Origin of the sequence: Nocardia sp. NPDC047038, assembly GCF_040644075.1 — a bacterium.
GTDB classification, from domain to species: domain Bacteria; phylum Actinomycetota; class Actinomycetes; order Mycobacteriales; family Mycobacteriaceae; genus Nocardia; species Nocardia sichangensis.
In genome coordinates, this window is the sequence record NZ_JBEYVQ010000001.1 from 305,701 (window position 1) to 332,363 (window position 26,663).

The 26,663-nt window shown below is 69.3% G+C and carries 19 protein-coding genes; 8 read left to right on the forward strand and 11 right to left on the reverse strand.

Features of this window, described 5'->3' with window-relative positions; translation table 11 throughout:
• Positions 1–146 precede the first annotated feature (146 nt).
• The 5 genes from ABZ824_RS01550 to ABZ824_RS01570 all read left to right on the forward strand — a co-directional run bounded on the left by ABZ824_RS01550 (position 147) and on the right by ABZ824_RS01570 (position 5,918).
• Positions 147–1,535 (forward strand): lipase family protein, encoded by a 1,389-nt coding sequence (locus ABZ824_RS01550; RefSeq protein ID WP_356961041.1) that lies wholly within the window; start codon positions 147–149, stop codon positions 1,533–1,535.
• 142 nt (positions 1,536–1,677) lie between these two features.
• Positions 1,678–3,042, forward strand: a complete 1,365-nt coding sequence (locus ABZ824_RS01555; protein ID WP_356961043.1) for a glutamine synthetase family protein — start codon at positions 1,678–1,680, stop codon at positions 3,040–3,042.
• A complete protein-coding gene (locus tag ABZ824_RS01560) occupies positions 3,023–3,769 on the forward strand; it encodes a gamma-glutamyl-gamma-aminobutyrate hydrolase family protein (RefSeq protein ID WP_356961045.1) in 747 nt (248 codons plus the stop codon). Before ABZ824_RS01555 ends, ABZ824_RS01560 begins: the two co-directional genes overlap by 20 nt.
• Positions 3,766–5,124 (forward strand): aldehyde dehydrogenase family protein, encoded by a 1,359-nt coding sequence (locus ABZ824_RS01565; protein WP_356961046.1) that lies wholly within the window; start codon positions 3,766–3,768, stop codon positions 5,122–5,124. The genes ABZ824_RS01560 and ABZ824_RS01565 overlap by 4 nt, the downstream gene beginning before the upstream one ends.
• A 29-nt stretch (positions 5,125–5,153) precedes the next feature.
• On the forward strand, positions 5,154–5,918 hold the full coding sequence (locus ABZ824_RS01570) for a 3-oxoacyl-ACP reductase (protein WP_356961048.1): 765 nt from the start codon (positions 5,154–5,156) through the stop codon (positions 5,916–5,918).
• 3 nt (positions 5,919–5,921) lie between these two features.
• Here ABZ824_RS01570 and ABZ824_RS01575 read toward each other — a convergent pair whose 3' ends face one another.
• On the reverse strand, positions 5,922–6,641 hold the full coding sequence (locus ABZ824_RS01575; RefSeq protein WP_356961049.1) for an SDR family oxidoreductase: 720 nt from the start codon (positions 6,639–6,641) through the stop codon (positions 5,922–5,924).
• Positions 6,642–6,713: 72 nt separating this feature from the next.
• On the opposite strand from ABZ824_RS01575, the gene ABZ824_RS01580 reads away from it, so the two are divergent.
• Both ABZ824_RS01580 and ABZ824_RS01585 read left to right on the forward strand, forming a co-directional pair.
• Positions 6,714–7,301, forward strand: a complete 588-nt coding sequence (locus ABZ824_RS01580) for a TetR/AcrR family transcriptional regulator (RefSeq protein ID WP_356961050.1) — start codon at positions 6,714–6,716, stop codon at positions 7,299–7,301.
• A 305-nt stretch (positions 7,302–7,606) separates the two neighbouring features.
• A complete protein-coding gene (locus ABZ824_RS01585; RefSeq protein ID WP_356962412.1) occupies positions 7,607–8,890 on the forward strand; it encodes an MFS transporter in 1,284 nt (427 codons plus the stop codon).
• Between the two features lie 107 nt (positions 8,891–8,997).
• Here the strand turns inward: ABZ824_RS01585 and ABZ824_RS01590 are convergent, their stop codons facing one another.
• The 3 genes from ABZ824_RS01590 to ABZ824_RS01600 all read right to left on the reverse strand — a co-directional run bounded on the left by ABZ824_RS01590 (position 8,998) and on the right by ABZ824_RS01600 (position 12,691).
• Positions 8,998–11,529 (reverse strand): tetratricopeptide repeat protein, encoded by a 2,532-nt coding sequence (locus ABZ824_RS01590; RefSeq protein ID WP_356961052.1) that lies wholly within the window; start codon positions 11,527–11,529, stop codon positions 8,998–9,000.
• 134 nt (positions 11,530–11,663) lie between these two features.
• Positions 11,664–12,035: a hypothetical protein gene (locus tag ABZ824_RS01595; protein WP_356961053.1), complete on the reverse strand. Its 372-nt coding sequence runs from the start codon at positions 12,033–12,035 to the stop codon at positions 11,664–11,666.
• Between the two features lie 86 nt (positions 12,036–12,121).
• Positions 12,122–12,691, reverse strand: coding sequence for a WHG domain-containing protein (locus ABZ824_RS01600; protein ID WP_355077742.1), 570 nt, complete (start codon positions 12,689–12,691; stop codon positions 12,122–12,124).
• Positions 12,692–12,790: 99 nt separating this feature from the next.
• Here ABZ824_RS01600 and ABZ824_RS01605 point away from each other — a divergent pair, with 99 nt between their 5' ends.
• Entirely contained in the window at positions 12,791–13,228 is a 438-nt protein-coding gene (locus tag ABZ824_RS01605; RefSeq protein WP_356961055.1) for a hypothetical protein, read from the forward strand.
• A gap of 65 nt (positions 13,229–13,293) precedes the next feature.
• Here the strand turns inward: ABZ824_RS01605 and ABZ824_RS01610 are convergent, their stop codons facing one another.
• Genes ABZ824_RS01610 through ABZ824_RS01640 form a run of 7 tightly spaced genes read right to left on the reverse strand, consistent with a single transcriptional unit; the run spans position 13,294 to position 26,529 of the window.
• The gene (locus ABZ824_RS01610) at positions 13,294–14,097 is read right to left on the reverse strand and encodes an SDR family oxidoreductase (protein WP_356961057.1); all 804 of its coding nucleotides are present in this window, start codon (positions 14,095–14,097) and stop codon (positions 13,294–13,296) included.
• 9 nt (positions 14,098–14,106) lie between these two features.
• Positions 14,107–15,069, reverse strand: coding sequence for a DUF1702 family protein (locus tag ABZ824_RS01615; RefSeq protein ID WP_356961059.1), 963 nt, complete (start codon positions 15,067–15,069; stop codon positions 14,107–14,109).
• A 34-nt stretch (positions 15,070–15,103) separates the two neighbouring features.
• On the reverse strand, positions 15,104–15,598 hold the full coding sequence (locus ABZ824_RS01620; RefSeq protein WP_355077734.1) for a flavin reductase family protein: 495 nt from the start codon (positions 15,596–15,598) through the stop codon (positions 15,104–15,106).
• Positions 15,595–16,785: an enediyne biosynthesis protein gene (locus tag ABZ824_RS01625; RefSeq protein WP_355077732.1), complete on the reverse strand. Its 1,191-nt coding sequence runs from the start codon at positions 16,783–16,785 to the stop codon at positions 15,595–15,597. Before ABZ824_RS01625 ends, ABZ824_RS01620 begins: the two co-directional genes overlap by 4 nt.
• The gene (locus tag ABZ824_RS01630; RefSeq protein ID WP_356961060.1) at positions 16,782–18,794 is read right to left on the reverse strand and encodes a CRTAC1 family protein; all 2,013 of its coding nucleotides are present in this window, start codon (positions 18,792–18,794) and stop codon (positions 16,782–16,784) included. Before ABZ824_RS01630 ends, ABZ824_RS01625 begins: the two co-directional genes overlap by 4 nt.
• Positions 18,791–20,209, reverse strand: a complete 1,419-nt coding sequence (locus ABZ824_RS01635) for an aminotransferase class I/II-fold pyridoxal phosphate-dependent enzyme (RefSeq protein ID WP_356961061.1) — start codon at positions 20,207–20,209, stop codon at positions 18,791–18,793. Before ABZ824_RS01635 ends, ABZ824_RS01630 begins: the two co-directional genes overlap by 4 nt.
• Positions 20,206–26,529 carry an SDR family NAD(P)-dependent oxidoreductase gene (locus tag ABZ824_RS01640; RefSeq protein WP_356961062.1) on the reverse strand — a complete coding sequence of 2,108 codons (6,324 nt, stop codon included), beginning with the start codon at positions 26,527–26,529 and terminating at the stop codon, positions 20,206–20,208. Before ABZ824_RS01640 ends, ABZ824_RS01635 begins: the two co-directional genes overlap by 4 nt.
• Positions 26,530–26,663 lie beyond the last annotated feature (134 nt).

Genomic DNA, 26,663 nt, shown 5'->3' on the forward strand with positions numbered 1-26,663 from the left:
TGTCACTGCATCGGCACGAGAATCCGCGCGCGTCTAATTGGTACCCGGGACAATTCTTTTCCGGGCGCGACCTTGGTTGGGTGAATACGGGCGATCCGGCGCGGGATGCCCGCGATCACGGCCGTGCCGTCGAAAGGAAGAACCGGATGAGTGTGCAACTCGAATGGGATGGCGGTACTGTGCCGCCCGATCCGGCCCCGTTCGCGCAGCGGCCGATACTGCCCGAAGACGATCCGTTCTACGTCCCACCGCCCGCGGTCGGGCGGTTGCGTTCCGGCGCGATCGTTCGCGCGCGGGCGGTGCGGATCGGCTTCTTCGGTCTTGTGCCCCAGCGCATCTCGGCCTGGCAACTGCTCTATCGGACGTGTGATCTGAACGGGGTGCCCGAGGTCGCGGTGACCACCGTGCTGTTGCCGTGGGGCGCGGATCCGGCCGAGCCGCGCCCGCTGGTGTCGTTCCAGTGCGCGATCGACGCGGTGGCCTCGAAATGTCTTCCGTCCTATTCGCTCCGGCGCGGCGCACGGGCGGCGGGGTCGATTCCCCAGCTCGAGCTGCCGCTGATCGCCAGCGCCCTGGCGCGGGGCTGGGCGGTGTCGGTGCCGGATCACGGTGGAACCGCGGGCCGGTTCGGCGTGGCCAGGGAGCCGGGATATCGCGCGCTGGACGCGGTGCGCGCCGCGCACGCTTTCGTTCCACTGGGACTGGACCCGACCACACCCGTGGCGCTGTGGGGTTATTCGGGCGGGGGATTGGCCACGGCCTGGGCCGCGGAAATGGCCGCCGAATACGCGCCCGAGCTGAATATCGTCGGCGCGGTCGCCGGGTCGCCGGTGGGGGATCCGGCCGCCGCGTTCGTCCGGCTCAACGGCACCCTCTTCGCGGGATTCGCGGCCGTCTTCACCGCCGGGCTGCGCCGCGGCTACCCGGATCTGGACCGCATGCTGCGCGCGCATCTGGACGCGCGATATCTCGGCTGGCTGGCCGAGACCGAGACCACCGCGACGTTCCCGCTGCTGTATCGCTTCGCCCGGCGCGACATCGACAAACACAGTGACGCGGGACTGGCCGCAATGCTCGAGCAGGACGGGCTGCGGCGGATCCTCGACGACATCCACCCCGGCGGCCGCGCGCCCGCGATGCCCATGCTCGTGCTGCAGGGCGTGCACGACGAGGTGATCGCGACCGCCGACGTGGACGGCCACGTCGCGCGCTACGTCGCGGCGGGCGTCCACGTGCGCTACTTGCGCGATCGGCTCAGCACCCATCTGCTGCTGCAATTCCTGGCGCTGCCGGTCATGGTCGACTGGCTCGCCGGTCGCTTCGCCGGTCGTGAGCTGCCCGCGGCCGGTACGCAGACGCGTTGGTCGCTCGCCTTCGCCGGTCCGGCGCTGCGCGGCCACCTGCGATTCGCGGCCTTGCTCGTGCGCATGTGGCTCGGACGGCCGATTCGCGCACCGCGCCCGCCCGCGCTGTCGCGTCCCCGCCCGCGCCGCCTGTCGGTCTTTTCCGCGGCGCTGCGCAATCCGTTGTCCTGATCTTGCTCGGCCGCCACCGAGACGTTGCTGAGCTGGCCTGATCGCACACCGTTACGCGCCGGGAACGAGATTCCGGTGTCACGTCACAAAGGTGTCCGTTTTGCTCTAGCGTGAGCACGGTTGGTGCCGAGAGGGGTCGTGGATGCGTAGCGGGATGCTGAGTGTGGCGCAATTGCGGGACCAGGTCGATACGGGTGAGATCGACACGGTGCTGGTCGCCATGACCGACATGCAGGGGCGACTGCAAGGGAAGCGCTGCGCGGCACGCTATTTCCTGGACGAGGTGCTCGAGCACGCCACCGAGGCCTGCGGTTACCTGCTCGCGGTGGACGTGGACATGACGACCGTCGACGGATACGCGCTCTCGTCCTGGGAGACCGGGTACGGAGACGTCGTGCTGCGGCCGGATCTGCGCACGCTGCGGACGGCCCCGTGGTGGCCGGGCACCGCGCTGGTGCTCTGCGACGTCGAGCACGTGGTGCCGGAAGGGCGGGCGGTCGCGGCTTCACCGCGCCAGGTGCTGCGCAAACAGTTGGACCGGTTGAGCGAGCGCGGCCTGCGCGCGTTCGTCGGGACCGAACTCGAGTTCCTGGTGTTCGACGACAGCTACGAGGCGGCCTGGAACGCGGGGTACCGCGGGCTGACGCCGGCCAATCAGTACAACGTCGACTACTCGATGCTCGGCACCGGGCGGATCGAGCCGTTGTTGCGCCGTATCCGCAAGGAGATGGACGGCGCGGGGATGTATGTCGAGTCGGCCAAAGGCGAGTGCAACCCCGGCCAGCACGAGATCGCGTTCCGGTACGACGAAGCTCTGGTCACCTGCGACAACCACAGTATCTACAAGACCGGTGCGAAGGAGATCGCGGCGCAGGAAGGGCGCAGCCTCACCTTCATGGCGAAATGCAATGAGCGGGAAGGCAATTCCTGCCATATTCATTTGAGCCTGCGCGGCGAGGCCGGCGAGCCGGTATTCGCGGGGGACGGCGCGGACGGCATGTCGCCGTTGATGCGGCACTTCATCGCGGGCCAGCTGGACTGCTTGCGCGAGTTCACCTACCTGCTCGCGCCGAACATCAACTCCTACAAGCGATTCGTCGCGGGCAGCTTCGCGCCGACCGCGATCGCGTGGGGCCGGGACAACCGGACCTGCGCCATCCGCGTGGTCGGCGAGGATCATGGGCTGCGCTTCGAGAACCGGGTGCCCGGCGGTGACGTGAACCCGTACCTGGCCGTGGCCGCGCTGATCGCGGCGGGACTGCACGGCATCGACCGGGGGCTGCCGCTCGAGCCGGAATTCCACGGCAACGCCTATCACTCCGAGCGCCCCCGTGTGCCGCGTACGCTGCGCGAAGCGGCCCAGCTGTTCGGCGACAGCGCGGTGGCTCGCGCGGCCTTCGGTGATGATGTAGTGGAGCACTATCGCAACGCGGCGCGGGTCGAACTGGACGCCTACGACGCCGCGGTCACCGACTGGGAGCGTATCCGTGGTTTCGAACGACTCTGAGGTCGCGGGAGCCCGTCCCGTGATCGGCCTGCCCACCTATGTGGAGCAGGCCCGCTTCAACGCGTGGGATCTGCCGTGCGCGGTGCTGCCGCACGCCTACGTCGAGATGGTGGCCGCCGCGGGCGGCATCCCGGTGCTGCTGCCGCCCGCCGGCGTCGCGCGTCCCGAGCTGGTGCGACGGTTCGACGGGTTGGTGCTGACCGGCGGCGCGGACGTCGATCCAGCGCGCTACGGCGGCCCCGCCGCCGGAATCCCCGGCTACACCAGGCCGGACCGGGACGAGTCCGAGTTCGGCCTGTTCGAGCTGGCCAGAGCCGCGGGCATGCCGATTCTCGCGGTGTGCCGCGGGCTGCAGCTGGCGAACGTGGCGCTCGGCGGCACGCTGATCCCGCATCTGCCCGATGTGGTCGGACACGAGGAGCACTCCGGCGTCGAGGGCGGGTTCACCGCGACCCGGGTGCTGACCATCGCGGGCAGCCGGGTCGCGCGGCTGGCCGGTCCGGAGGTGAAGGTGAACTGCCACCATCACCAGGCCGTCGATCGGCTCGCCGAGGGCCTGACCGCCACCGCGTACGCCGCGGACGGCACGATCGAGGCCGTGGAGTCCACCGACGGGTCGTTCCTGGTCGGCGTGCAGTGGCATCCGGAGGCCGACGCCACCGATCGCAGGCTGGTGCGGGCGCTGGCCGAGGCGGCGGACACCTATCGAAGGGAGCGGGACTCGTGACGACAGCGCAGGTGCTCAACCCGGCGACCGAACAGGTGGTCACCACCGTCGAGCTCGTCGGCGAAGCCGAGACCGATGCCGCCGTCGCCGCCGCGCAGCGCGCGGCGGCCGGGTGGCGCGAGGTGGCGCCCGGCGATCGGGCGAGATTGCTGCGCCGGTTCGCCGAGACGGTCGACGCGGATGTGGAGCAGCTCGCCCGGCTCGAGGTCGCCAACGCGGGGCACACCATCGGCAACGCGCGTTGGGAGGCGGGCAACGTCCGCGACGTGCTGCACTACGCGGCCGGAATGCCGGAACGGTTGCTGGGCAGTCAGATTCCGGTCGCGGGTGGAGTCGACATCACCTTCCACGAACCGCTCGGCGTGGTCGGCGTGATCGTGCCGTGGAATTTCCCGATGCCGATCGCGGCCTGGGGTTTCGCGCCCGCGCTCGCCGCGGGCAACACCGTGGTGCTCAAACCCGCCGAGCTGACGCCGCTGACCGCGCTGCGACTCGGTGAACTGGCGCTCGAGGCGGGCCTGCCCGAGGGTGTGTTCCAGGTGCTGCCCGGGAAGGGGTCGGTGGTGGGAGAGCGCTTCGTCACCCACCCGGCCGTCCGCAAGGTGGTGTTCACCGGTTCCACGGAGGTGGGCACGCGGATCATGGCGGGCTGCGCTCGGCAGGTGAAGCGGGTGACGCTGGAACTCGGCGGCAAGAGCGCGAACGTCGTGTTCGCCGACGCCGACCTGGAACAGGCGGCGGCGACCGCGCCCTACGGCGTCTTCGACAACGCCGGGCAGGACTGCTGCGCCCGCTCCCGGATCCTTGTGCAGCGCAGTGTGTTCGACCGATTCCTGGAGTTGCTGGAACCCGCCGTGCAGGGGGTGCGCGTCGGCGACCCGTCCGACGAATCCACCGAGATGGGCCCGCTGATCTCGGCCGCGCACCGGGAGCGAGTGGCCGAGTTCGTGCAACCCTCGACCAAGGTCGCGTTCACCGGAAGCGCGCCCGACGGTCCCGGATTCTGGTATCCGCCGACCGTGGTGCTGCCCGGCGCGCCCACCGACCGGGTGCTCACCGACGAGGTGTTCGGGCCGGTGGTCGCGGTGGTCCCGTTCGAGGACGAGGCCGACGCGCTGCGCATCGCCAACGACACGAATTACGGCCTCTCCGGCTCGATCTGGACCCGCGACGTCGGCCGCGCGCTGCGCGTGGCCCGCGGTGTGGAGGCGGGCAACCTGTCGGTGAACTCGCATTCGTCCGTGCGGTACTGGACGCCGTTCGGCGGCTTCAAGCAGTCCGGGCTCGGGCGCGAACTCGGCCCGGACGCCGCGCTCGCCTTCACCGAGACCAAGAACGTCTTCCTCGCCACGTAGTGACACCCGCACATCCGACAGGAGATACGTTGCAGCGCTTACAGGATCGAGTCGCCGTCGTCACCGGCGGCGGGAGCGGTATCGGTCTGGCCACGGTCCGTCGCTTCGCGGCGGAGGGGGCGAAGGTGGTGGTCGCTGACATCGACGCCGGGACCGGCGAGGCGGCCGCCAAGGAGGTCGGCGGCCGGTACGTGCACGTGGACGTCACCGACGAAAACCAGGTCAAGGCCCTTTTCCAGACCGCGGTCGACACCTACGGCGGGCTGGACATCGCGTTCAACAACGCGGGCATCTCCCCGCCGGAGGACGATTCGATCCTGACCACCGGCATCGACGCGTGGCGGCGGGTTCAGGAGGTCAACCTGACCTCCGTGTACCTGTGCAGCAAGTACGCCATCGAGCACATGCTCGAGCGCGGCAAAGGATCGGTGATCAACACCGCCTCGTTCGTCGCGGTCATGGGTGCGGCGACCTCGCAGATCTCCTACACCGCCTCCAAGGGCGGCGTACTGGCGATGAGCCGCGAACTCGGCGTGCAGTTCGCCCGCGACGGCATTCGGGTGAACGCCCTGTGCCCCGGGCCGGTGAACACCCCGCTACTCCAGGAACTGTTCGCCAAGGACCCGGAGCGCGCCGCCCGCCGCCTGGTGCACGTGCCGCTCGGCCGGTTCGCCGAACCGGAGGAGATCGCCGCTGCCGTGGCCTTCCTCGCCAGCGACGATTCCTCGTTCATCACGGCGTCCCAGTTCCTGGTGGACGGCGGCATCGCGGGCGCCTACGTGACGCCGCTGTAGGACCTACTTCGGCGCGCCAAGTCGTGCGCCGCCGTCGACGCGCACCACGATTCCGGTCGTGAACGCGTTGTCCACCAGGAATTCGATCGCGTGGGCCACGTCGTCGGCGGTGCCGACCCGCCCCACCGGCGTGGTCGCGGCGATCTGGTCGAAGACCTCGGTGCGCGCGCCGTCGGGCAGGAAGCTCCACCATTCGGTGTCGATCACGCCGGGGGACACCGCGTTCACGCGCAATGGCGCGAGCTCGACCGCCAGCACCGGAACCATCGCCTCCACACCGGCATTGACCGCCGCCAGCGCCGCGGTGGCGGGCATCGAGCCGCCCGCCGAGGCCGCCGACACCAGGGTGATCGAACCGCCCTCGTTCAGGTGCGGCAGCGCGGCTTGCATCGCGGCGGTGTGCGGGAGCAGTTTGCCCTCGACGTGGCGGCGCAGATGCTCGAGTTCGAGCTCGCGGAACGGCGTCGTGCCCGACGGTCCGGTCACGGTCACCACCACATGGTCGATCCGCCCGATCTCCGCGAAGAATCGGGTCAGTTCCGCCTCGTCACGCGCGTCCACGGTACGGCCGGTGACGTTCTCGCCGAGATCGGCCAATGCGGCCTCGAGCCTGCCCTTGTCGCGACCCGCGACGATCACCTCGTGCCCGTGGTCGGCGAGCCTGCGCGCCGCGGCCAGGCCGATGCCCGATGTACCGCCCACGATGACGACCCGGTTGCCCACAACATCCTCCTGATTTTCGAAGCTCTGTGTCTCGAAATATAAACGAGGCATGGTGTCTTGTAAAGTGTCGGCATGACCGGAACCCGTGGCCGCCCGCGCAGCGAGGAAACCAGGCGCGCGATCCTGCGCGCCGCGCTGGAACTGTGTGAACGGGACGGCTACCAGGACCTGACGATCAAGGCCATCGCCGACGCCGCGGGGGCGGGCAGGCAGACGGTGTATCGCTGGTGGCCGGACAAGGCCGCGGTGCTCATGGAGGCGCTGGCCGGGCTCGTCGAGGAGAACCCGGCATTGCGTGTGCGCGCCGAGTCCGCCGACGTGCTCGCCGAGGTCGAAGGCTTGCTCACCGCGACCTACGAACTCACGCGCGAGCTGACGGGCCAGGCTCTGGTGGGACTGATGGCCGACGCGCAACGCGATCCGGCGCTGTCCGAGCGATTGCAGGACGCCGTGATCGGCCCGCGTCGTGAGGTGTTGCGCACGCTGCTGCGACGAGGTGTGGACAGTGGTCGGTTCACCGGGGCGGTGTCGTTGGACCTCGTGGTCGATTTCGCTTTCGGAGTGATGTGGTACCGCCTGCTCGGGCGGCACGCTCCGGTCGACGGGGCGTTGGCGAAGGAAGTCGCCGCGGGTATCGCCGCCATGCTCGGGCCGAAGTGAGCGCGAGCGCCGTCGTATCGCGACTGTCGTGGAGGCGGTGACCGGTGCGGCCTGAGTGCATATGTGACCGGCATCACAATTACTAGTGGAGTCGCAGGTCAGCGCAGATGTGTTCGCCCTCTTCCTGTTACGTGACTGTTTGCCCGGGGCGAATCCTGGGTATCGGTCTGTTTCGTGCCACACCTTCGGTTCTCGCGGCCGGAGGTGGAACGAACCGAGGTCCGTGACGGACTGGAGAGGACGTGCACGTGACCGATCGAACTTCCGAGAGTTTCCCGCTGCGACGTTCCGTCGCGGCCTCCGCCATGGGCAACGCGACCGAATGGTTCGACTACGGCGTCTACGCGGCCACCGCGACGTATTTGACCGATGCCTTCTTCCCCGGGGAACTGGGCACGCTCGGCACCATGCTCGGCTTCGCCATCTCGTTCGTGCTCCGGCCGCTCGGCGGCATGGTGTGGGGCCCGCTCGGTGACCGCATCGGCCGTAAAGCCGTGCTGGCCACCACGATCCTGCTCATGGCCGCCGCCACCGGCGCCATCGGCGTGTTGCCCACCCACGCGTCCGTCGGCGTGCTGGCACCCATCCTGCTGATTCTGCTCCGCGTGGTGCAGGGCTTCTCGACCGGCGGCGAATACGGCGGCGCGGCAACGTATCTCGCCGAGTGCGCGTCCGACCGCAAACGCGGATTCCTCGGCAGTTTCCTCGAATTCGGCACGCTCGCGGGCTTCGTCGGCGGCTCCGCGACGGTGCTGGCGTGCCAGCTCGCGCTCGGTTCGGACACCATGCACGACTGGGGCTGGCGCATCCCGTTCCTTATCGCCATCCCGCTCGGCCTGACCGGCTGGTACCTGCGGGCCCGGCTCGACGAGAGCCCGGTGTTCACCGAGGTCGCCGAGCACAAGCGCCCGCCAGGCGGTCTGCGTGAAGTGGTGACCACCTACCGGCGCGAGACGCTGACGCTGGCCGGACTGGTGGTCGCGCTCAACGTGGTCAATTACACGCTGCTGACCTATCAGCCCACCTATCTGCAGAAAACGATCGGCTTGGGCGAATCGGCCACCACCGCGATGATGCTGCTCGGTCAGTTGGTGATGATGCTGGTGCTGCCGTTCTTCGGCCGGCTGTCCGACAACGTCGGCCGCCGTCCGATGTGGTTGTTCTCGCTGACCGGTCTCAGCGTGCTCGCGGTGCCGATGTACTGGCTGATGGGCCAGGGCACGGTATGGGCGATCTTCGGCTTCATCGTGCTCGGACTGTTGTACCTGCCGCAGTTGTCCACCATCAGCTCCACCTTCCCCGCGATCTTCCCGACCCATGTCCGGTACGCGGGCTTCGCGCTGGCCTACAACGTCTCCACCGCGATCTTCGGCGGCACCGCCCCGCTGATCAACGAGGCCGTCATCGAGGCAACCGGTTGGTCGCTGTTCCCCGCCGTCTACATGGTCGGCGCTTCCCTGGTCGGCCTGGTCGCCTGGAACTACCTGCGTGAAACCGCCGGAACCTCGCTGCGCGGCACCGAAGTTCCCGACGCGGGTGAGTCGAGTCCGGACCCGAATCCTGACCTCCCCGCCCAGCCCGCGTTCTGAATCACGGCGTCGAAACATCCGGTGGGAGTGTGCGCGGTCGTATCGGCCACCTGAATGCCGAGCCGCCACGAGCCTGTGCGTCGATCGATGACGGAACATCGTTGATCTCAGCGGACACCGCCCGCCAAGTCGGCGAGACGTTCGTACATCAGGGCCAGATCGCGCTGGTAGCCGAGATCGGATGGCGCCGAGCGCACCAGATGGTCGGCGACAGCGAGTCCGCGGCGGAAATGCTGGGCCGCGCCGGCGATATCGCCGGTGTCGCGAGCGAGGCTGCCCAGTTTGTCGCAGCAGGACAGCAGATCGCGGCGATAGCCGAGGTTGCCCGGGTCGGCGGCCGACAGTTCCTCGGCGATCTCGGCCGAGCGGTTGTACCAGTCCCGCGCGGCATGGTGGTCGCCGCTCGCTCGCGAGAGAGTGCCGAGGCGGTCGTAAGTGACCGAGAGGTCGCGGCGGTAAGACGGGTTGGACGGCTGAGAGTCCACCAGAGCGAGATCGATGGTCATGGCGTTCCGGTACGCGCGATCGGCTTCGGCGAGGTCGTTCCGTGCACGGGCATGGTCGCCGAACCGGTGGTAGCAGAACGAGAGATCTCTGCGGTAGGTGCTGTTGTCCGGCGCGGATTCGACCAGGCTCGCGGCGACCGCGATGGCGTGCTCGTACAGTCGCGTCGCCTCTCCGTGATCTCCCTGGGCGGCTACGACTCTGCCGAGCGCGTTGTAGGCCAGCAGCAGATCACGCCGATACCGAAGGTTCACCGGGTCGGCGGCCGACAGTTTCTCCGCATGAATCAGGGCAGGCCTGCAGTGGGTCGCCGCGCCGTCGTAGTCGCCCTGATCCATCGCCAACGAGCCCAGCGCATCGTGGACGACCAAGAGGTCGCGACGATATTGGAGATTGCCAGGTGCGCTCGCGGCCAGTTCCTCCGTGCCCTCCAGCGCACGTCGGTAGAACCGGGCGGCTTCGCCGAAATCGCGCCATTCTCTGGCGATGTCACCGAGCACATTGCACGTGACGACGAGGTCGCGGCGGTACTGCGGATTGGTGGGGTCGGCGGCGAGGAGTTCCTGTGTGAGAGCGAGGGCGCGATGGTAGTGCCGGATGGCCTCGTGCGGATCGCCGTTCGCGCGGATCGCCCCGCCGAGCCGGTCTACGGTGATCGACAGGTCGCGTCGGTATCCGAGGTTCGAGGGTTCGGCAGCGACGAGCGCTTCGGCGATCTCCATCGAGCGCCGGTACAGGCGGATCGCTTCGTCCAGATCTCCTCGAGTCCGGGCCATTTCGGCGAGCTTGTCGTAGCCGATCGAAAGATCCCGCTGGTACTGGAGGTTGTCCGGATCGGCATCGACCAGTTCTCGCGCCATGTTGATCGCGAGCTGGTAGCGCCGAGCGGCCTCATCGAGGTCGCCGGTGGCCGACGCCAGATCGCCCAGCTTGTTGTAGGACACCGAGAGATCGCGTCGATAGAGCGTATTCCCCGGGTCGGCCGCGGCGAGTTCTTCGGTGAGGAGGAGCGTGACCCCGTAGTGGCGCGCGGCTTTGTCGGCATCGCCCGCGGCGTGGGCGATGTCGCCGATCTTCTCGTTGACGACAGCGAGATCGCGGCGATACACGCGGTTCGCGGGTTCGGCCTCCGTGAGTTCTTCGGCGATGGCGAGCGCGCAGTAGTGCAGTCTGGTCGCCGTGTCGACCGCGCCCGCTTTCCGTTCCAGATCGGCCAGTTTGCCGTACGACACCGACAGATCGCGGCGGTAACCGGAGTCGGCCGGTTGCGCGGTGGCGACATGTTCACCGATAGCAACGGAGCGTCGGTACAGGCGCCCGGCTTCAACCGCCCCGCTCGCGAGCGGGGTGAGTTCCCCGTCGGAATCGCGCTCCTCGGCGAGGGGGCTGTCGAGGTCGTCATCGAGACCGAGGAGGAACGCGCGGCGGTACAGTCGCCCGGCTGCCCGCGTGTCGCCTGCGGCGCGGAGGCGATCGCCGATCTCGATCAAGGAGAGCGTCAGCTGTCGCGTGCCCCCGGAGTTCGACCCGTCGGCCGGGCTATTCGGTATCGAGCTGAGGAGGAGATGGGTGATCGAGCCGGGAAGCCGGACTTCCGGGTCGCCCTTCGAGGAATCCGCGATGTATTCGGCCAACCGGCGATGATGAGCGGCGACATACTTCGCGCAGGCGGAGGCGATGTATTCGTCTGTCGTGCGGAGCCGGGAGAGGATTTCGAAGCATCGCTCGCGCTGGCGGAGAGAAGCGCTGTGCACGCCGTCGGCCAGCAGCCGTACCCCGGCGTCTGTTTCCGCGCGCAGCGCCTGACCGACGAGCGCGTCGCCGAGCGGGCCGGGCGAGGGATCGAGATACCGCTCGCTCGGGAACTTGGACCGCAGCCACTGGACGACCGCCACCCGGTCGGCGGCGGTATCGGGTCCATTGCCGAAGACGACTGTCATCAGTTGTTCCGCCTCGGCGGAATCATCCGCGCCGAACAAGGTCGCCACCGCGACGGCACGGCGCAGGTCGGCTTCGGGGACTCCGTCCGGAGCGGTCTCCTGCCACTCGCGAAACGGATCGATCGCTTCCGCGGAGCTCTGCGGGCGGGGCGTCGGAGCCGGTCCGGTGCCTTCGAGCGTTTGATCTTCGAACATGCGATCCCCCAATGGATTTCGTGAGCGAAAGAGCGCCGATCCTGGTGCTCAGGCTAACAGCGGGGTCCGACAGGTTCGGGCTCGTCGTGGTATGGGATCGCGTCGTGGTCGAGCGTCGTGGATGTGGGACTCGGTCACGCCGAGGAGGGTGACTCGTCGTCCTCCGGCCAGTCGTCCTCGATGACCAGCGTCCCGTCGCGCAGCGCGGTCGCGTACTGGTCGGCGACCAGGTCGGCCGGGTAGGTCGGCCAATAGGAGACCGCGCCGGTGGGCTTGTCGATGACGCAGACGGAGCCGCCGACGATCACCGGCGGACTGTCCGGGTCGGCGTGCGGCGAGCGGGGGAAGGTGGCGACGGCGACGAAGCAGGTGTCGAACTCCGCTAGCTGATAGCTGATGCCGCGATCGGCGTAATCGCCGTTGGTGAGAAGCCGCTCGGCGATCCGGTGTGCCTCGGTCGGGTCCACCGGTGTGGTCGCGTCGGTGGGGTAGGCGTGGATGTCCATGTGTCGATGGCAGCGGGGGTGTGGCCGCCTGCTCCTTCCGGGTCTCTGGATAGCACGATGGCGGCTCGGCGCAAGCCGGTTTGCGGTCAGTCGAAATGGATGGTGGACAGCATCTTGCGGGCCAGGATCTCCGGATCGGAGTCGGTGGCCAGTGCTGAATTATGCAGTGCGCCTTCGCGCCACAGCGAAGCGAAGCCGTGCACCAGCGACCATGCGGCGAGTCGGGTCGACAACTGACGGTCCTGACTGTGGCTCGGCTGGATGCTCGAAACGCCGGAGCGCAGCGCCGACCCGGATCGTTCTCGCGCGGCGCGCAGAGTCTCGTTCTCCGCGTGGAGAAGGCTGTGCCGGAACATTACGTCGAAGTGTCCCGGATGCTCGCGCGCGAAGCGAATGTAGGCCACCGCGACCTCGCGAAAGTCCGAACCGGCCTGCGCGAGCTGTTCGGCCAGCAGTTCGAATCCCTCGGTGGCCAACGCGGTGAGCAGTCCTGCTCGATCACCGAAGTGGTGGGCGGGCGCGGCGTGCGAGACGCCCGCGTGCCGGGCCAGGTTGCGCAGGGAGAGCGCGTCGACGCCGTCGGCGGCGATCCGCTCGGCGGCGGCGGTGAGCAGTGCCGCGCGGAGATCTCCGTGGTGATAACCGTCCTTCGCCATACCTCGATGGTGACCCATCATCTAGACATTGACAAGTTCATGACCGCAGCCGTATCTTTCCACTGTCAAGATTTTCTCTTCGATCCACAGGAGATCCCGATGGCACCGCTGGTCGTCCTCGTCGCCGTCACCGCACTCGCCCGGCTCATCGGCTGGCTCACCGGCAACGGCTGGCTCGATTCGTGGGCGCACGCGACCGCGCTCGGGCTGGCCGCGATGCTCGCGCTCACGTCGAGCGCGCACTTCCTCCAGCCGCGCCGCGACGCTCTGGTCGCCATGGTGCCGCCCCGGCTGCCGAACGCCCCGGCGCTGGTGACGTTGACCGGTGTGCTGGAACTGGCGGGTGCGGTCGGCGTCCTCATTCCCGCGACCGCCGACCTGGCCGCGGCCTGCCTGATCGCGCTGCTGGTGGCGCTGTTCCCGGCGAACGTCCGCGCCGCCCGCGCCGAACTGGGCATCAAGACCATGCCGCTGCCGCTGCGGGCGCTGGTTCAGGTCCTGTTCATCGCGGCCTGCGTGGTCATCATCATCGGCTGAGAACGGCGAAAGGCCCGCTCACGCATCGCAATCGATGGGTGAGCGGGCCTTTGCCGGGTCGGCGTTCAGCTGCCCCGCAATGCCTTGGCTATGGTGCGGCGCATGAACGGCCGCGCCATGTCCTCGGGCAGGTTCGCCCAGGCCAGGAAGAATCGCGTGAGCGGGTCGAGCGCGATGTGGTGGCGGCCGCGTTCCAGGCCGCGCACGGCGGCCTCGGCGACGCGCTCGGCAGGCATCGGCTCGATCGACCCGGTGATCGCCTTGGTCTCGACCGGCTTACGGGTGTTCTCCATGGCCAGCCCCGGTGTGTCGGTGTCGGCCGGATAGATCACCGTGACGTCCACACCTTTCGGCTCCACTTCGTAGCGCAGGCACAACGCCAGCTGCCGGATGCTCGCCTTGGTCGGTCCGTAGGCGGTATACCCGGTGATGCCGAGAAACGCCGACGTGGAGCTGACCAACAGGATCTTTCCCCTGGACCGCTCCACCATGCCGGGCAGCACCCGCCGCACCGCGTGCACCGCACCGAGATAGTTCGCCGACATCTGCGCCTCGAACTCGTCGGGCCGCACTTCGAGGAACCGCCCGGGCAGCGCGAGGCCGGCGCAGCAGGCGATGACCTCGCACGGTCCGTTGCGCTGCTCCAGTTCCGTGATGGCCGAGGCGAGTTGGTCCGCGCTCGTGACGTCCGCGGCGGCCCAGTCCGCGCCCAGTCGTTTCGCGGTGTCGCGCAGCGGAAGCTTCCGCCGCGCGATGAGCGAGACCTGCGCCCCACGCCCCGCGAAGGCCTCCGCCACCGCGGCGCCGATCCCTTCCGATCCTCCGGTGACGATGACGTGCTTGCCGACCCAATCCTTGACCCGTGCCATCGCGGCGACTCAGGCTCGACTGGCGGTGACGATGTCGGCGATCCGGTCCCGCCACAGCAGATAGGTGGCGGAGCTGCCGTCGTCGGGCAGATCATCGAGCGAACTCTCGATCAGCGCGTCGGTCTTCGCCACGGTGGTCCCGCAGAAGACCTGCGCCGCCGCTTCGCTGTGCTCGTTGACGCTGTTGGTCTGCTGCCGGATGCGGGCGACCATGGCCGAGCCCAGCGACAGCTGCGGCCGGAACTCGCCGGCCACGTCCCAGAGTTCCTCCATCGCAGCCGATTCCACGCCGCCCGCGAAGGTGACGGCGATGCCGACGCCGCTCCACAGATCGGCGTGCCGTTTCGGCTCGAACTCGCCGATCAGCCGCACGACACCGGCCGGGCTGCCGCCGCCGATGAACCACAGCGCGCGGCCCATGCCCTGGTCCGCGATGCGCTTCAGGTTGTCGCGGTCGCCGAGCCAGCCGGGGTAGCGGGTCTCGACGTGCTTGTCCCGCACGTAGCGCTGCATCTGGAAGAACGCCTTGTAGAAGCCGTAACCGTCGATGGCGAGCCAGCGGAACAGCGGGTGCTGCGGGAACAGCTTCTTCCACCGGAACTTCGGGATCTTCGCCATGGCGAGGCCGACGCCGACGTACATGGTCAGCGCGTATTCGCTGGCCGGGCCGTCGATCAGGTCGGCGGCGCGCCGGCCGGGCGAGAGCGAGTCGACAGCGGTGAGGCCGACTGCCGCGCCCTCGTAGGCGAACCCGCGGTACTTCGGCGGCACCCGCAACAGGGTGGCGATCAGCTCGTCGTTGTCGGAGCTGCGGACCGCGGAGTCGATGCCGCCGACCAAATGCATCGTCACCTGCTCGAGTTCGAGCGCGGTGTGCTGGTCGGGCTGCTCGAACCCGCTGAGCACCTGGCGGACACTGGCCGGACTGGGGACGAACAGGGCCGCGCGCAGCGGACCCAACGGCGAGGGCATGGGGTTCTCCAATCGTCGGAGGAGTGGGGGATCGTCACAGGATCAAGCGACGGAAGCCGCCGTCGAAGAAGGTCAGCGTTCCCGTGGCGGCCAGTTCGGCGTCGCGTTCGGCGTGTACGACCTCGCCGACGACGATGCTGTGGTCGCCGCTGTCGAATACGGCGTCGAGCTTGCACTCCAAGCCCGCGGCCGCGTGCGCCAGCATCGGCGCCGCGGTGTGCGGTCCGGGGAACCACTCGACCTGGTCGAATTGCGCGCTGCCGTCGGGGCGCGCCGAGTCGGCGAAATACCGGGCCACCGGCTCCTGGTCCGCCGAAAGCACCGAAACGGCGAACGCGCCCGCCTCGTGGATCGCCCGGTGCAGGCGCGCCGTATGGGCGACGCACACCAGGATCAGCGGGGGATCCAGCGAGACGGACGTGAACGCGTTGGCGGTCATGCCGTGCGGCCGTGGCCACCCGGTGGTGACCACGGTGACACCGGTGGTGAACGCGCCGAGCACGCGGCGCAGCTCGGCGCGGTCGGTCATGAGCGGGCGGCCTCCTTCTCCGGTTCGGGCTCACCCGCGATGTCGGCCTCCAGGTCGTCGGCCACCACGGGCTGCTCCGCCGCTTCCGGCGCGGCGCCCCGTTGCCGCCACCATTCGGCGATGCCGCGCACCCACCAGTAGACGCCGCGCGCGCCGCAGACGATGACCAGCGCGATGAACAACCCGTAGGAGATGTGCAGCGCGGTGACCACGCCGTACATGATGCCGACCGAGGCGCCGAACATGATCTGCTGCTTCTTGCCCGACGGGGTGGTGCCAGGGTCGGTGACCATGTAGTTGGTGAACAGGACGAACGCCAGACCGGTCATCATGCTCAGGCCGGCCAGGATCGAGATGTTCGGTTCGATGAGCCCGCGCACGATGGCCTGCAGCGCGAACGCGCCGACCCACGCCATGATCAGCGGCATCTTCAGCGTCAGCTTGGCGTTGAGCATGGTGCCGGTCGTGAGCAGGCCGAGCACGATGAGCGCGTCCGCCGGTCCGGTGATGTATTCGGTGAAGTGGTACGGCGGTGCGACCGCGATCATCGGGAACACCAGGAAGCACACCACGACACCGAAGTTCGACGGGTTCATGAAGTGGCGCATCTTGCCGTTGATCTTGGCGCGCAGCACCCACTTCGTGCCGACCGCGACCACGATGCCGAAGATCACCGGCCACAGCTTGTCGTGCGCGAAGGTCAGGAAGTTGAACGCCAAGCCGGTGATGTGCGCGGGCAACAGGAATTCGAACAACCCACGCGGTCCGCGGCCGCGGAAGGCGGGCGCACGCTTGTACGCCCAGGCCGCCAGGACCTCCAGCCCGATTTCGGTGGTGTAGGCGGTGGCCAGTGCGATGAACGGCCAGAGGAACGGCTGCTCGAAGCCGAGCAGCGGGAACCCGATCAGGTTGAAGATCGTGATCGAGATGGCGAAGTTGCGCAGCGCCAGGTAGCGCGGATCCTTCGTCGCCGCGGGCTTTTCCATCCATTCCTTGGCGAATTCGGTGCCCGAGCGCTGCATCGACGAGATGCGTTCGGCGGTGGTCGTCGGTGCGGCCGTGCCGTTGCTTTCGGGAGCGGCGCCGTTGCCGTTGGCCGCGCCGTTGCCGTTGGCCGCCGATGTTTCGTGATGACCGTTCGAGGCGGCTTTCGCCTCGCCCGGATCCTTGTTGTCGTTGTCGCTCATCGCTGCTTGACCTCCTGCGCGTCCGAGGCGAGGTTCACGGTGTGCCAGCCCGGCGCGAGCTGGAGGGATTGATCGTGCGGGGTGCCGTTGGTCTCCCGCCAGCGGAGCGTGACGTTCAACGGGGCGGCCGGATCGACCTCGCCGAGGCCGATGTGCACCTCGGTGGCCCGCTTGCCGGTGTGCCCGCTGCCGCCGTCGAGGTGGCTGGTGAGCAACCGGCCGTCCGGGGTGCGGACCTCGACCTGGGCGTCCACCGCCGGAACGCCCTGCGGGGGCAGACCGGCGACGGTGGTCGTGGCCGCGTTGCCCTCCCAAGCCTGCTTGAACAGCTTCAGGCCGAGGAACTGGCCGCCCTTCGCCTTGTTGTTGTGGTAGAAGGTCGGGTCGCCCCACTGGCGGGCGACGGCGAAGCTGAGCGCGCCGTTGCCGGATGTGTCGCCGACCGCGATGCCGCGCGAGGGCACCGGGGTGTCCATGCCGAGCGCGTGGGTGAGGTTGGCGAACTTGCCGTCGTCACCGCGGCTGAAGAAGCCGACCGGATTGCTGCCCGCCAGATCGGCGTCCGAGCTGATGATCGGCCAGGCCCAGGGGTACCTGGTCAGGTCGTCGTTCATGGTGCCGAGTTCCTGGATCTGCGGCCACCGGTTGGTCTCACCCTTGATCATGCCGGTCGCCTGGATCAGTTCGTTGCGGCCGTCGTTGTCGAAGTCATCGATCTTGGCGTCCCAGCCCCAGGTCTCCCAGGCCAGCCCGACGTCCGTGGCGCGGTTCTTGAACGGCGCGATGCCCTCGGCCAGTTGACGTGCCGCGTCGGCGGTGTCTTTGGCCGTGTTGTAGAACGCGAAGTGGCCTTCCATGAGCGCGAAGCGCACGGCGATGTTGCTGACGAACAGGTCGGGCATGCCGTCGCCGTTCAGGTCGCCGAAGTCGGCCGCCATGCCCTTGTCCGAATCATGGCCCATCACATAGGACTTCGGCTCGGTGATGCCGCGTTCGCCCTCGGCGTAGCCGAAGCGGATCTGGCCCGGTGTGGACTTGTTGACGAACAGGCGGTCGCGCCCGAAGTCGTTGGCCACGTACAGCTCGGGAAGCTGATCGCCGTTCAGGTCGGCCGCGGCGGCGGCCAGCGCCCATCCGGTGTCCATGCCGATCGGGAACGGGTTGGCCACCTCGCGGTACTCGGCGGTCGGCTCGTCACCCGATTTGGCGGAGGCGAGGGTGAAGATGCGATCCTTGCCGCCGTTGCGCGCGTTGGACAGCGAGTCGGTCATCCACAGCGCGAGCTGGCCGTCCTTGGAGAGCACGTCCATGTCGTTGAAGTACTGGCCCAGGTAGATGTCCGGCTTGCCGTCACCGTCGAAGTCGGACACCGAGACCGCCGCGGTGATCCAGCGCTGGCCCTCGTAGTGCCCGTCCGGGGTGTTCGGGGACGGCACGATGTCGACCGGGCGGAACGCCTTGGCGTCCAGGTGGGTCGCGTTGGCGCGCTGCAGGTACAGGATCGGCGTGCGGCCGTAGTACGACACCAGTGCGTCCATGCGGCCGTCACCGTTGAAGTCGCCCGGGATGCAGCCGGACGGAACCGTGGAGGAGTCGGCGGGCAGTGGCCGCGGATCGAGCACGAAGGGCTCGTACCGGGCGGTGTTGCTGTCCGGCGTCGGTGTGATGAAGGCCGTGTCCGAGCGGGGGTCGACCACGCAGAGGTCGTCGGCAAGCCGGTTGCCGTCGAAGTCGTTCATCGCGATGGCCGCGCCGACCGAGGAGATCCAGGCCGACAGGTGCTTGTACGGCTCGCGCAGCTCGCGGATCTTGCGGTCGGTCGGCAGGCCCTTTGGCAGCGCGATCGGCATCGCGGTGAAGTCGAACTTGCTCGCGATGGGGCCGCCCGCCTCGTCGTAGGTGGGCAGCAGCGCCGACCGTGCGGGAATGAACAGCGAGCCCATCAGCAGCAGCGCCACCCCGGGCACCACCGCCTTTCGGAGGAGGGATCGATTGATGGGAATTTTCACGAGTGCTGCTCCTCATGGGCGAGTGTGAATTGCTGTCCCGCGGTGTCCGCGAGTCCGTCGAGCACCTCGCGCAGCGTGGCCAGCGCCTGGTCCATTTGCTGCTCGGTGTGCCTGCAGTTGATGAAGAACCGCAGCCTGGCCTCTCCCGCCGGGACGACCGGGTGGGTGATGGCGTTCACGCTGAAGTCGCGTTGCAGCATGGCCAATGCCGCCAGCACGGCCGGTTCGTCGGCGCCGGTCATCACGGGGATGATCGGCGAATCCTCCGACGTGCCGATGTCGAAGCCGTAGTCCTTGGCGCGGCGGTGGAAGTACTCGCTGTTGTGCCGCAGCCGCGTCACGCGTTCCGGCTCGTCGCGCAGGACCCCGAGCCCGGCCAGGGCGGCGCCGATCGCCGACGGGGCCGGGGCGGCGGTGTACATGCTCAAACCGCCCGCGACGTACTTGAATCCGTCGATCAGTTCCCGGTTGCCCGCGAGGTAGCCGCCGACGCTGCCGAGCGCTTTGGACAGGGTGCCCATCCAGACGTCCACGGCGTCGCCGGGCAGGTCGAACAGCTCGCGCACACCGTGCCCGGTGGCGCCGAGGGTGCCGAACGAATGCGCCTCGTCGATCATGATCGAGCAGTCGTAGCGCCTGGCCACCTCGATGATCTCGGGCAACCGCACCACGTCGCCGTCCATGCTGTAGAGGCCCTCGATGATCACCATGGCCCGGTCGAAGCTGCGCCGCGACATCTTGAGGATCGTCTCGAGCGACTCCGGATCGTTGTGCCGGAAGGAAACTCGCTTGCAGCGCGACCACTCCGTGCCGGAGACCACGCTGTGGTGGATCAGCGCGTCACAGACCGCGAGATCGCGCTTGCCGAGCAGGAATCCGACCGCGGCGGCGTTGGTGAGGTAGCCGCTCGCGGTCACCAGCGCCGCCTCGGTGTCGTAGATGCGCGCGATCTCGGCTTCCAGTTCGCGATAGATCGGCAGCTCGCCCGCCACGATCCGGACCGCGGCGGCGGAGGTGCCGTACTGATCGATCGCGTCCTTGGCGGCCTGTCGTACCCGGGGGTCGGCGGCCAGGTCCAGGTAGCCGAAGCTGCTGAAGTTCACCACGTCCCGATCGGCCATCCGGGTCACCGCGCCGCTGATGCCCTCGTGCGGCAGGTAGTACGGGTTGACCAGACCGACCTCGTTGACCCAGGCGTCGAACCGCCCGAACCGCTGCGCGGCCTCGAGCACGCCGGGGTGGTCACGGAACGACGTGTGCGCGACTCCGCGCGACGCGCTGTTGCCGGTCGCCGCGGTAGGGACGGCGGGGCCGTCCGCGGCACGCGCGCCGTTGCCGGTCGCCGGGGCGGTGTTCTCGCCGTTGGCGTGCCTGGCCAGCAGTGCGCGGGCCAGTTCCCTGTTGTTGCCGGTCATTCGTCCTCGCTCCTCGCCGCGCGCTCTTCTTCCTGGACAATCTGCTCGGCAATTCGCGCGCCGAGCCCGCGCAACGTCAGTCCGATCACGGCGAGCACCGACAGCTGGGTGCCGAGCACTTGCACCACGCGGGCGCCGAACTCCATGCCCATCAGCGAATCCATGCCGAGCTCGGGCAGCGGGGTGTTCAGATCGATCGTCTCGGCGTCGACGCCGAGCACCGCGGCCAGCTGCTCGGCGAGCAGGTAGGCCACCACCTCGCCGCGCTGCTCCACCCCCAGTTGGAGGATCTCCGCCCGCAGCGCGCCCGCGCCCGACGCCCCGCCGCCCGCGGCCGCCACCTGGTCGGCGAAACGCGGTGTGCGGGTGGACGGGCGATGCGCCAGCGCCCACTGGCTCCAGTCCACGTCGAACAGCACGATCTGCGGCAGGTTCAGCCGCAGGCACTCGCCCAGCAGATCGGTGGCCACGTCCATGTCCACCGAGCGGTAACCGGTCATCTCCGCATATCGGCTGACCGCCTCGTAATCGGCCATGCCGCCGCCACCGCTCATGAAGCCCCAGTTCACCGCGAGTGCGGCGGCGCCGCGGGCCCGGCGGGCGGACGCGATCATGTCCAACACGGAATTCGCGGCCGCGTAGCCGAATTGGGGCGAGATGCCGACGATGCTGCTCGCCGAGGAGAACAGCACGAACATGTCGAGGTCGATATCGGCGGCGGTGACGGCGGTGTCCAGGTTGACCGCACCGGCGACCTTGGGCCCGAAGATCTCCGCCAGCGACTCGGCGGTGATCTGCGGGACCTCGAGGTTGTTCACCACGCCGGCCGCGTGGAACACCCCGCGCAGCGGATGTCCGCTGGCCTGAATGCGTTCGACCAGCGCGGCGACGGCGTCGTAGTCGGCCATGTCGAGACGCTCCTCGACGACCTCCACGCCCGTGGCGGTGAGCTCGGCGACCGCGGCGCGGGCCGCGTCACCGGTCGCGCCGCTGCGTCCGGCCAGCACCACGCGCCGCGCGCCGATCCGCACCAGCCAGCGCGCGGTGGCCAGGCCGAACGCGCCGAAGCCGCCGGTCACCAGGTAGCTGGCCGCGGGGTCGATCGGCAGACTCGGCCGCTTGGCCAGCACGGTCGGTTCCGGCTCCCGCAGATCGAGCACGACCCGGCCGATCTGCTTGGACCGCACCACGGTCTCGAACGCCTCGGCGGTCGACGTGAGCGGGAACGCGGTGTACGGCAGGTACTCGTAGGTGCCGTCGTTCAGCGCGTCCATCGCCCGGCGCGCCGCGCGGCGGACCAGCTCGGGGCGCACGGCCAGGGCGCGGTCCATGTCCACGGCGAAGAACGACAGGTTCCGGTCGAAGGGGCGCAGGTCGATCGCGCCGCCGCCGTAGATGTCGGCCTTGCCGATCTCGATGATCCGCCCGAACTCGGCGGCCGCCCGCAGGTTCTGCTGAAGGATCTCGCCGGGGGAGGAGTTGTAGACCACGTCGACGCCACGTCCCGCGGTCAGGCCGAGCACGTCGTCGACGAAGCTGATCGAACGCGAGTTGACCACCTCGTGCGCCCCCGCTGCCGCGGCCACCGCTCGGCGCTCGTCCGAGCCCGCCGTCGCGATCACCCGCGCACCGAGGCGCACCGCCACTTGGACCGCGGCCATGCCCATGCCGCCCGCCGCGCCGTGGATCAGCACCGTCTCACCCGGTCGCAGGTGCGCGAGCTCGCCGAAGGCGAATTCGGCGGTGAGGAAGGGCAGTACCGAGCTGGAGTGGCACGGGTCGAGCTCGGTGTCCGGGTAGTCGAGTGGCATCGTGGCGCCCTCGTCGGGCCGGAGGGTGACGTACCTGCGAACCAGGTCCCTGGCACACACCGACATCTCGTCCCCGACGGCGACCTCGGTCACTCCCGGGCCGACGCGCTCGACCACGCCGAAACCGTCCATACCCAGGTCGGTGCCGAAATACGTGCCGGCCAGCTCCTTTTCGGTGAGCACACCGAGCACCTTGAGCGCGTCCTTGTAGTTCAGGCCCACCGCGTCCATCCGGATCTCGACCTCGCCGGGCCCCGGCGGCACGCGATCGACCGCGCGCCACGCCAGGTCCGACAGCAATCGGGAGCGCGGAATCTCCAAGCGGAAGGAGCTTTCCGGGTCGGTCAGCGGCGCGGCCTCGTCCCAGACCGCCAGATGGTCGCGCAGGGACTTGCGCAGATGCAGCGCCCAGCACGCGCCCGCCCGCAAGGCGACCTCGTCGGCTCGTCCGTCGCCGAACACCTGCTCCAGGATGTCCGCGGCGCGCGTATTGGATTCGGTGTCGACCAGTCGCCACTGCACCGCGGGCTGCTCGTTGCGCAGCGTACGCCGGGCGCCGGTGAGCGCGGCCTGCGCGGGATGGGCGAAGGCGTCGACCGGCAGGCAGAACGCCTGCTCGGTGACCACCACCGCGCGCACCTCGGTCGCCGGGGCGTCGTCGTCCTCCTCGCCGACCACCAGTTCGCCGACCGCTTTGGCGACCTGGGCGAGCCCGTAGGCGTTGGGCACCGCGTCCAGTTCGGCACCGGACACCACGACGAGGCGACCGCGCGTCACGCCGGGCCGCTCCTGCGCGGCGCGCAGGGCGGCGAGGACACGATCGGAGGCGTCGGCCTCCTCCGGTTCCAGGGTCAGGATCTCCGCCGACGCTCGCGCGCTGGCGATCTCCTTCGCGCGCTGGGAGACGGTGCTGCCCAGGCTGACCACGAGCAGGAACTCCTCCCCGTCCGCGGGTTCGTCGGCGGTCGCGGTGTCGTCGACGATGGACCACACCGGCTCGTAGAACAGCCCGTCGAGCTGCTCGTGCAGATCCGGATCGCCCCCGAGGGCGGCAAATCGTACACCCGAAAGATGCAGTGCCACGGCACCTTCCGGCGAAGCGACGGTGATGTCCGCGCACAGCGGGTCGCCGTCGACGCGGCGGACGAGCACGACGGCCTGCTCGGGCAGCGGGCCGGTCCAGCGGACCCCGGCGACCGAGGACGGCACCACCACGCTCGCGCCGTGCGCGGTCTGCGCGTACAGCGCCGCGAAACATTGCAGCGCGGCGTCGACCGCCGCGGGATGGGCCAGATGCGGCAGGCTCGGCGCGCTCCCGGCCAGCGGCGTGAGATCCAGCCGGGCCAGCACGGAGTCGGAACCCACGCTGGCGGCGGTGATCAGCCGGAAGCTCGGTCCGTAGGCGAGGCCGTGCGCGGCCAGGCCGTCGTAGAGCGTCGCCGCGGACACCTCCACCGCGTCGGCCGCCGGGGTGAGGTCGACGGAGCGCGCGTCGACGTCCGCCTCGATCAGCCTGCCGTACGCGTTGACGGTCCAGGTGGTCGCGGTGGCGGCGCGCGAACGCAGGGTGAACCTGTGGGTGGTCTCCTCGACGGTGAGACGCAATACCGGCACGTCGTGCCGGCCGATCACCAGCGGCGCGACGAACTGGACCGACTCCAGCCCGAAGCAGGCGCGACCGGTCCGCACCGCGACCGCGCTGAGCGCGGCGTCCAGATAGGCCGCGCCCGGCAGCACGACGGAACCGTCCACCACGTGATCGGGCAGCCACGGCAGCGCGGCCACCGACAACTCGACTTCCCACTCCGGCGCGGACGCCGCGGTGCGCTGGCCGAGCATGACGTAGCCGTCGACCGCGCCGACGCGGTCCGCCTCGATCGCCGGGTCCTCGGTCCACAGCGTGCGGCGCTGCCACGGGTAGCGAGGCAGATCCAGATGCGCCACAGGCGTTTCCGTCGTGCCCGGCGCGTGCGCCGTGTCCAAGCCGCCCGTCTGGTACAGCTCGCCGACCGCGCGCAGCAGGTTGTCGCGGTCGTCGGCGTTGCGGGACAGGGTGCTGATCGCCGCGCCGTCCAGGCCGCGGCGCACCAACGCCTCCTTGATGTTGCCGCTGAGCACCGGGTGCGGTCCCACCTCGAGGAAGACCCGGTGGCCTGCGTCGAGCAGGCTGTCCACGGCCGCGCCGAACCGCACCGGCTCGCGCACGTTGCGGCACCAGTACTCGGCGTCCCAGTCGGGGCCGGACAGTTCCCCGCCGGTGACGGTGGACCAGATCGGCACCCGCGCGGGTCGCGGCGCGAGTCCGGCGAGCACGGTGGTGAGTTCGCCGAGGATGGGGTCCATCAGGTGGCTGTGGTAGGGCACCTCGACGCGCAGCGCCCTGGCGAAGACGCCTTCGGCGGTGAGTTCCTCCCGAATACGGTCCAATTCGGCCGAGTCGCCGGACAGCGTCGCCGCGGAGTGGCTGTTGATCGCCGCGACGCAGACGCCCGCCACGCCCGCGAGACGCTCGCGCAGTTGGTCTTCCGACAGGCCGACGGCGAGCATGCCGCCGGTGCCCGCGGTGGTGGCCTGCAACCGGGCGCGGTGATAGCTCACCAGCAGCGCGTCGTGCAGCGACAGCGAGCCCGAGGCGTAGGCCGAGGCCACTTCGCCGACGCTGTGGCCGACCACCGCGGCGGGGTGGATGCCGAGTTCGGCGAATTCGGCCAGGAGGGCGGCCTGGACCAGGAAGTTCGCCGGCTGCGCGTACGCGGTTCTGGTGATCTGCGACTCCGCCTCGGGGCGCAGCAGTTCCTCGACGATCGACCAGCCCGCGATGTCCTGGAAGGATTCGTCGATCGATCGCGCGGCGGCGGCGAAATGCCCGTCGGCCTCGAGCAGGCCACGGGCCATGCCCCACCACTGCGGGCCCATGCCGCTGAAGACGAACACCGGCCGGGTGGAGCCGTCGGTGAGCGCGCGGGCGGGTGACTTGCTCGCGCCCGCGGCGAAATCGGCCAGCTGCGCGCGGAGATCGTCGGTGTCGCGGTAGGCGAACGCCGCGCGGATCGGATGGTGCGCCCGCTGCGTCCACGCCGCCTCGGTCACCGCGTCCGCGGGGATGGTCTCGGTCAGGTCGTGCACCTGGGTGGCCATCGTGCGCAACGCGGTCTCGTTGCGGGCCGAAAGCGGCAGCACCGTGATCGGCCCGCGCGTCCGCTCCTGCGCGGGCGCTTCCGGCGCACGGGTGAGGATCGCATGGGCGTTGGTGCCGCCGTAGCCGAAGCTGTTGACCGCCACCGCGGCCCGGCCGTCGTCGTTGGGCAGCGGTTCGGTCTCCAGCGGAATGCGCACCCGCAGTTCGTCGAACCGGATCTCCGGGTTCGGGTTGTCCAGCCGCAGTTGCGGTGCGATGACGCCGTGGTGCAGCGTCAGCGCGGCCTTGATGAGACCCGCGACGCCCGCGGCGGCCTCGGTGTGGCCGATGTTGTTCTTCACCGAGCCGACCGGCAGCGGTTCGTCGCGGCCCTCGACCGCGCCGTACACCGCGCCGAGGGCGGCCAATTCGAGCGGGTCGCCGACGGGCGTGCCGGTGCCGTGCGCCTCCACATAGCGGACGTCGTGCGCGTCGATGCCCGCCAGCCGGTGCACCCGCCGGGCCAGCGCCTCCTGCGCGGCCGGGTTGGGCACCGGGATGGCCAGTGTGCGGCCGTCCTGGTTCACGCCGCTGCCGCGCACCACCGCGTAGATCCGGTCGCGGTCGCGGACCGCCGCGTCGAGCGTCTTCAGCACCACGGCGCCGGCGCCCTCACCGCGCCCGTAGCCGTCGGCGGCCGCGTCGAAGGACTTGCACCGGCCGTCGACCGCGAGGAACCGGCCCTTGCACATGGAGATGAACGCCTCGGGTCGCAGCATCGCGTTGGCGCCGCCGACGATCGCCGTCTCGCACTCGCCCGACTCCAGCGCCAGCACCGCCTGGTGCAGCGCGACCAAGGAGGAGGAGCAGGCGGTGTCGATGGTCATGGTGGGCCCGAGCAGATCCAGCAGGAACGCGATGCGGGCCGACAGGAGCGTGTGCGACGAGCTGGTCGGGCTGTGGCTGTTGATCGAGGCCCTGGCCACCGAACCGCTGCGCACCAGCGCGTTGTCGTTCATGAAGCCGCCGACGAACACGCCGACCTCGCGGCCGCCGACCCGGCCCGCCATCCCCGCGTCGTCGAGCGCCTCCCAGGCGACCTCGAGCAGCAGCCGCTGCTGCGGATCCATGATCGACGCCTCACGCTGGGAGATGCCGAAGAACTCGGCGTCGAAGTCCCACAGCGACTGGGTCAGGAATCCACCATGCCTGGTGTACATCCGCCCCGGGGCGTCCGGGTCCGGGTCGTAGAACTTCGCGAGGTTCCAGCGGTCCGCCGGTACTTCCACGATCCCGTCGCCCTTGTGCACGACGAGATCCCAGAAAGTGTCCGGTCCGTCGATGCCGCCCGGAAAACGGCAGCCGATACCGACAATTGCTACATTGGGCATGAAAAATCCCCTGATGCTCGGGCATTCGGTAACACAGACGTTTTCACGTCAGCGTCGTCGAATCAGCGTGGAGACAGCCGGAATCGCGGCGCCGGTAAACCTGTTCGGCCATGGGCGTCGTCCGGCGGTGAAGT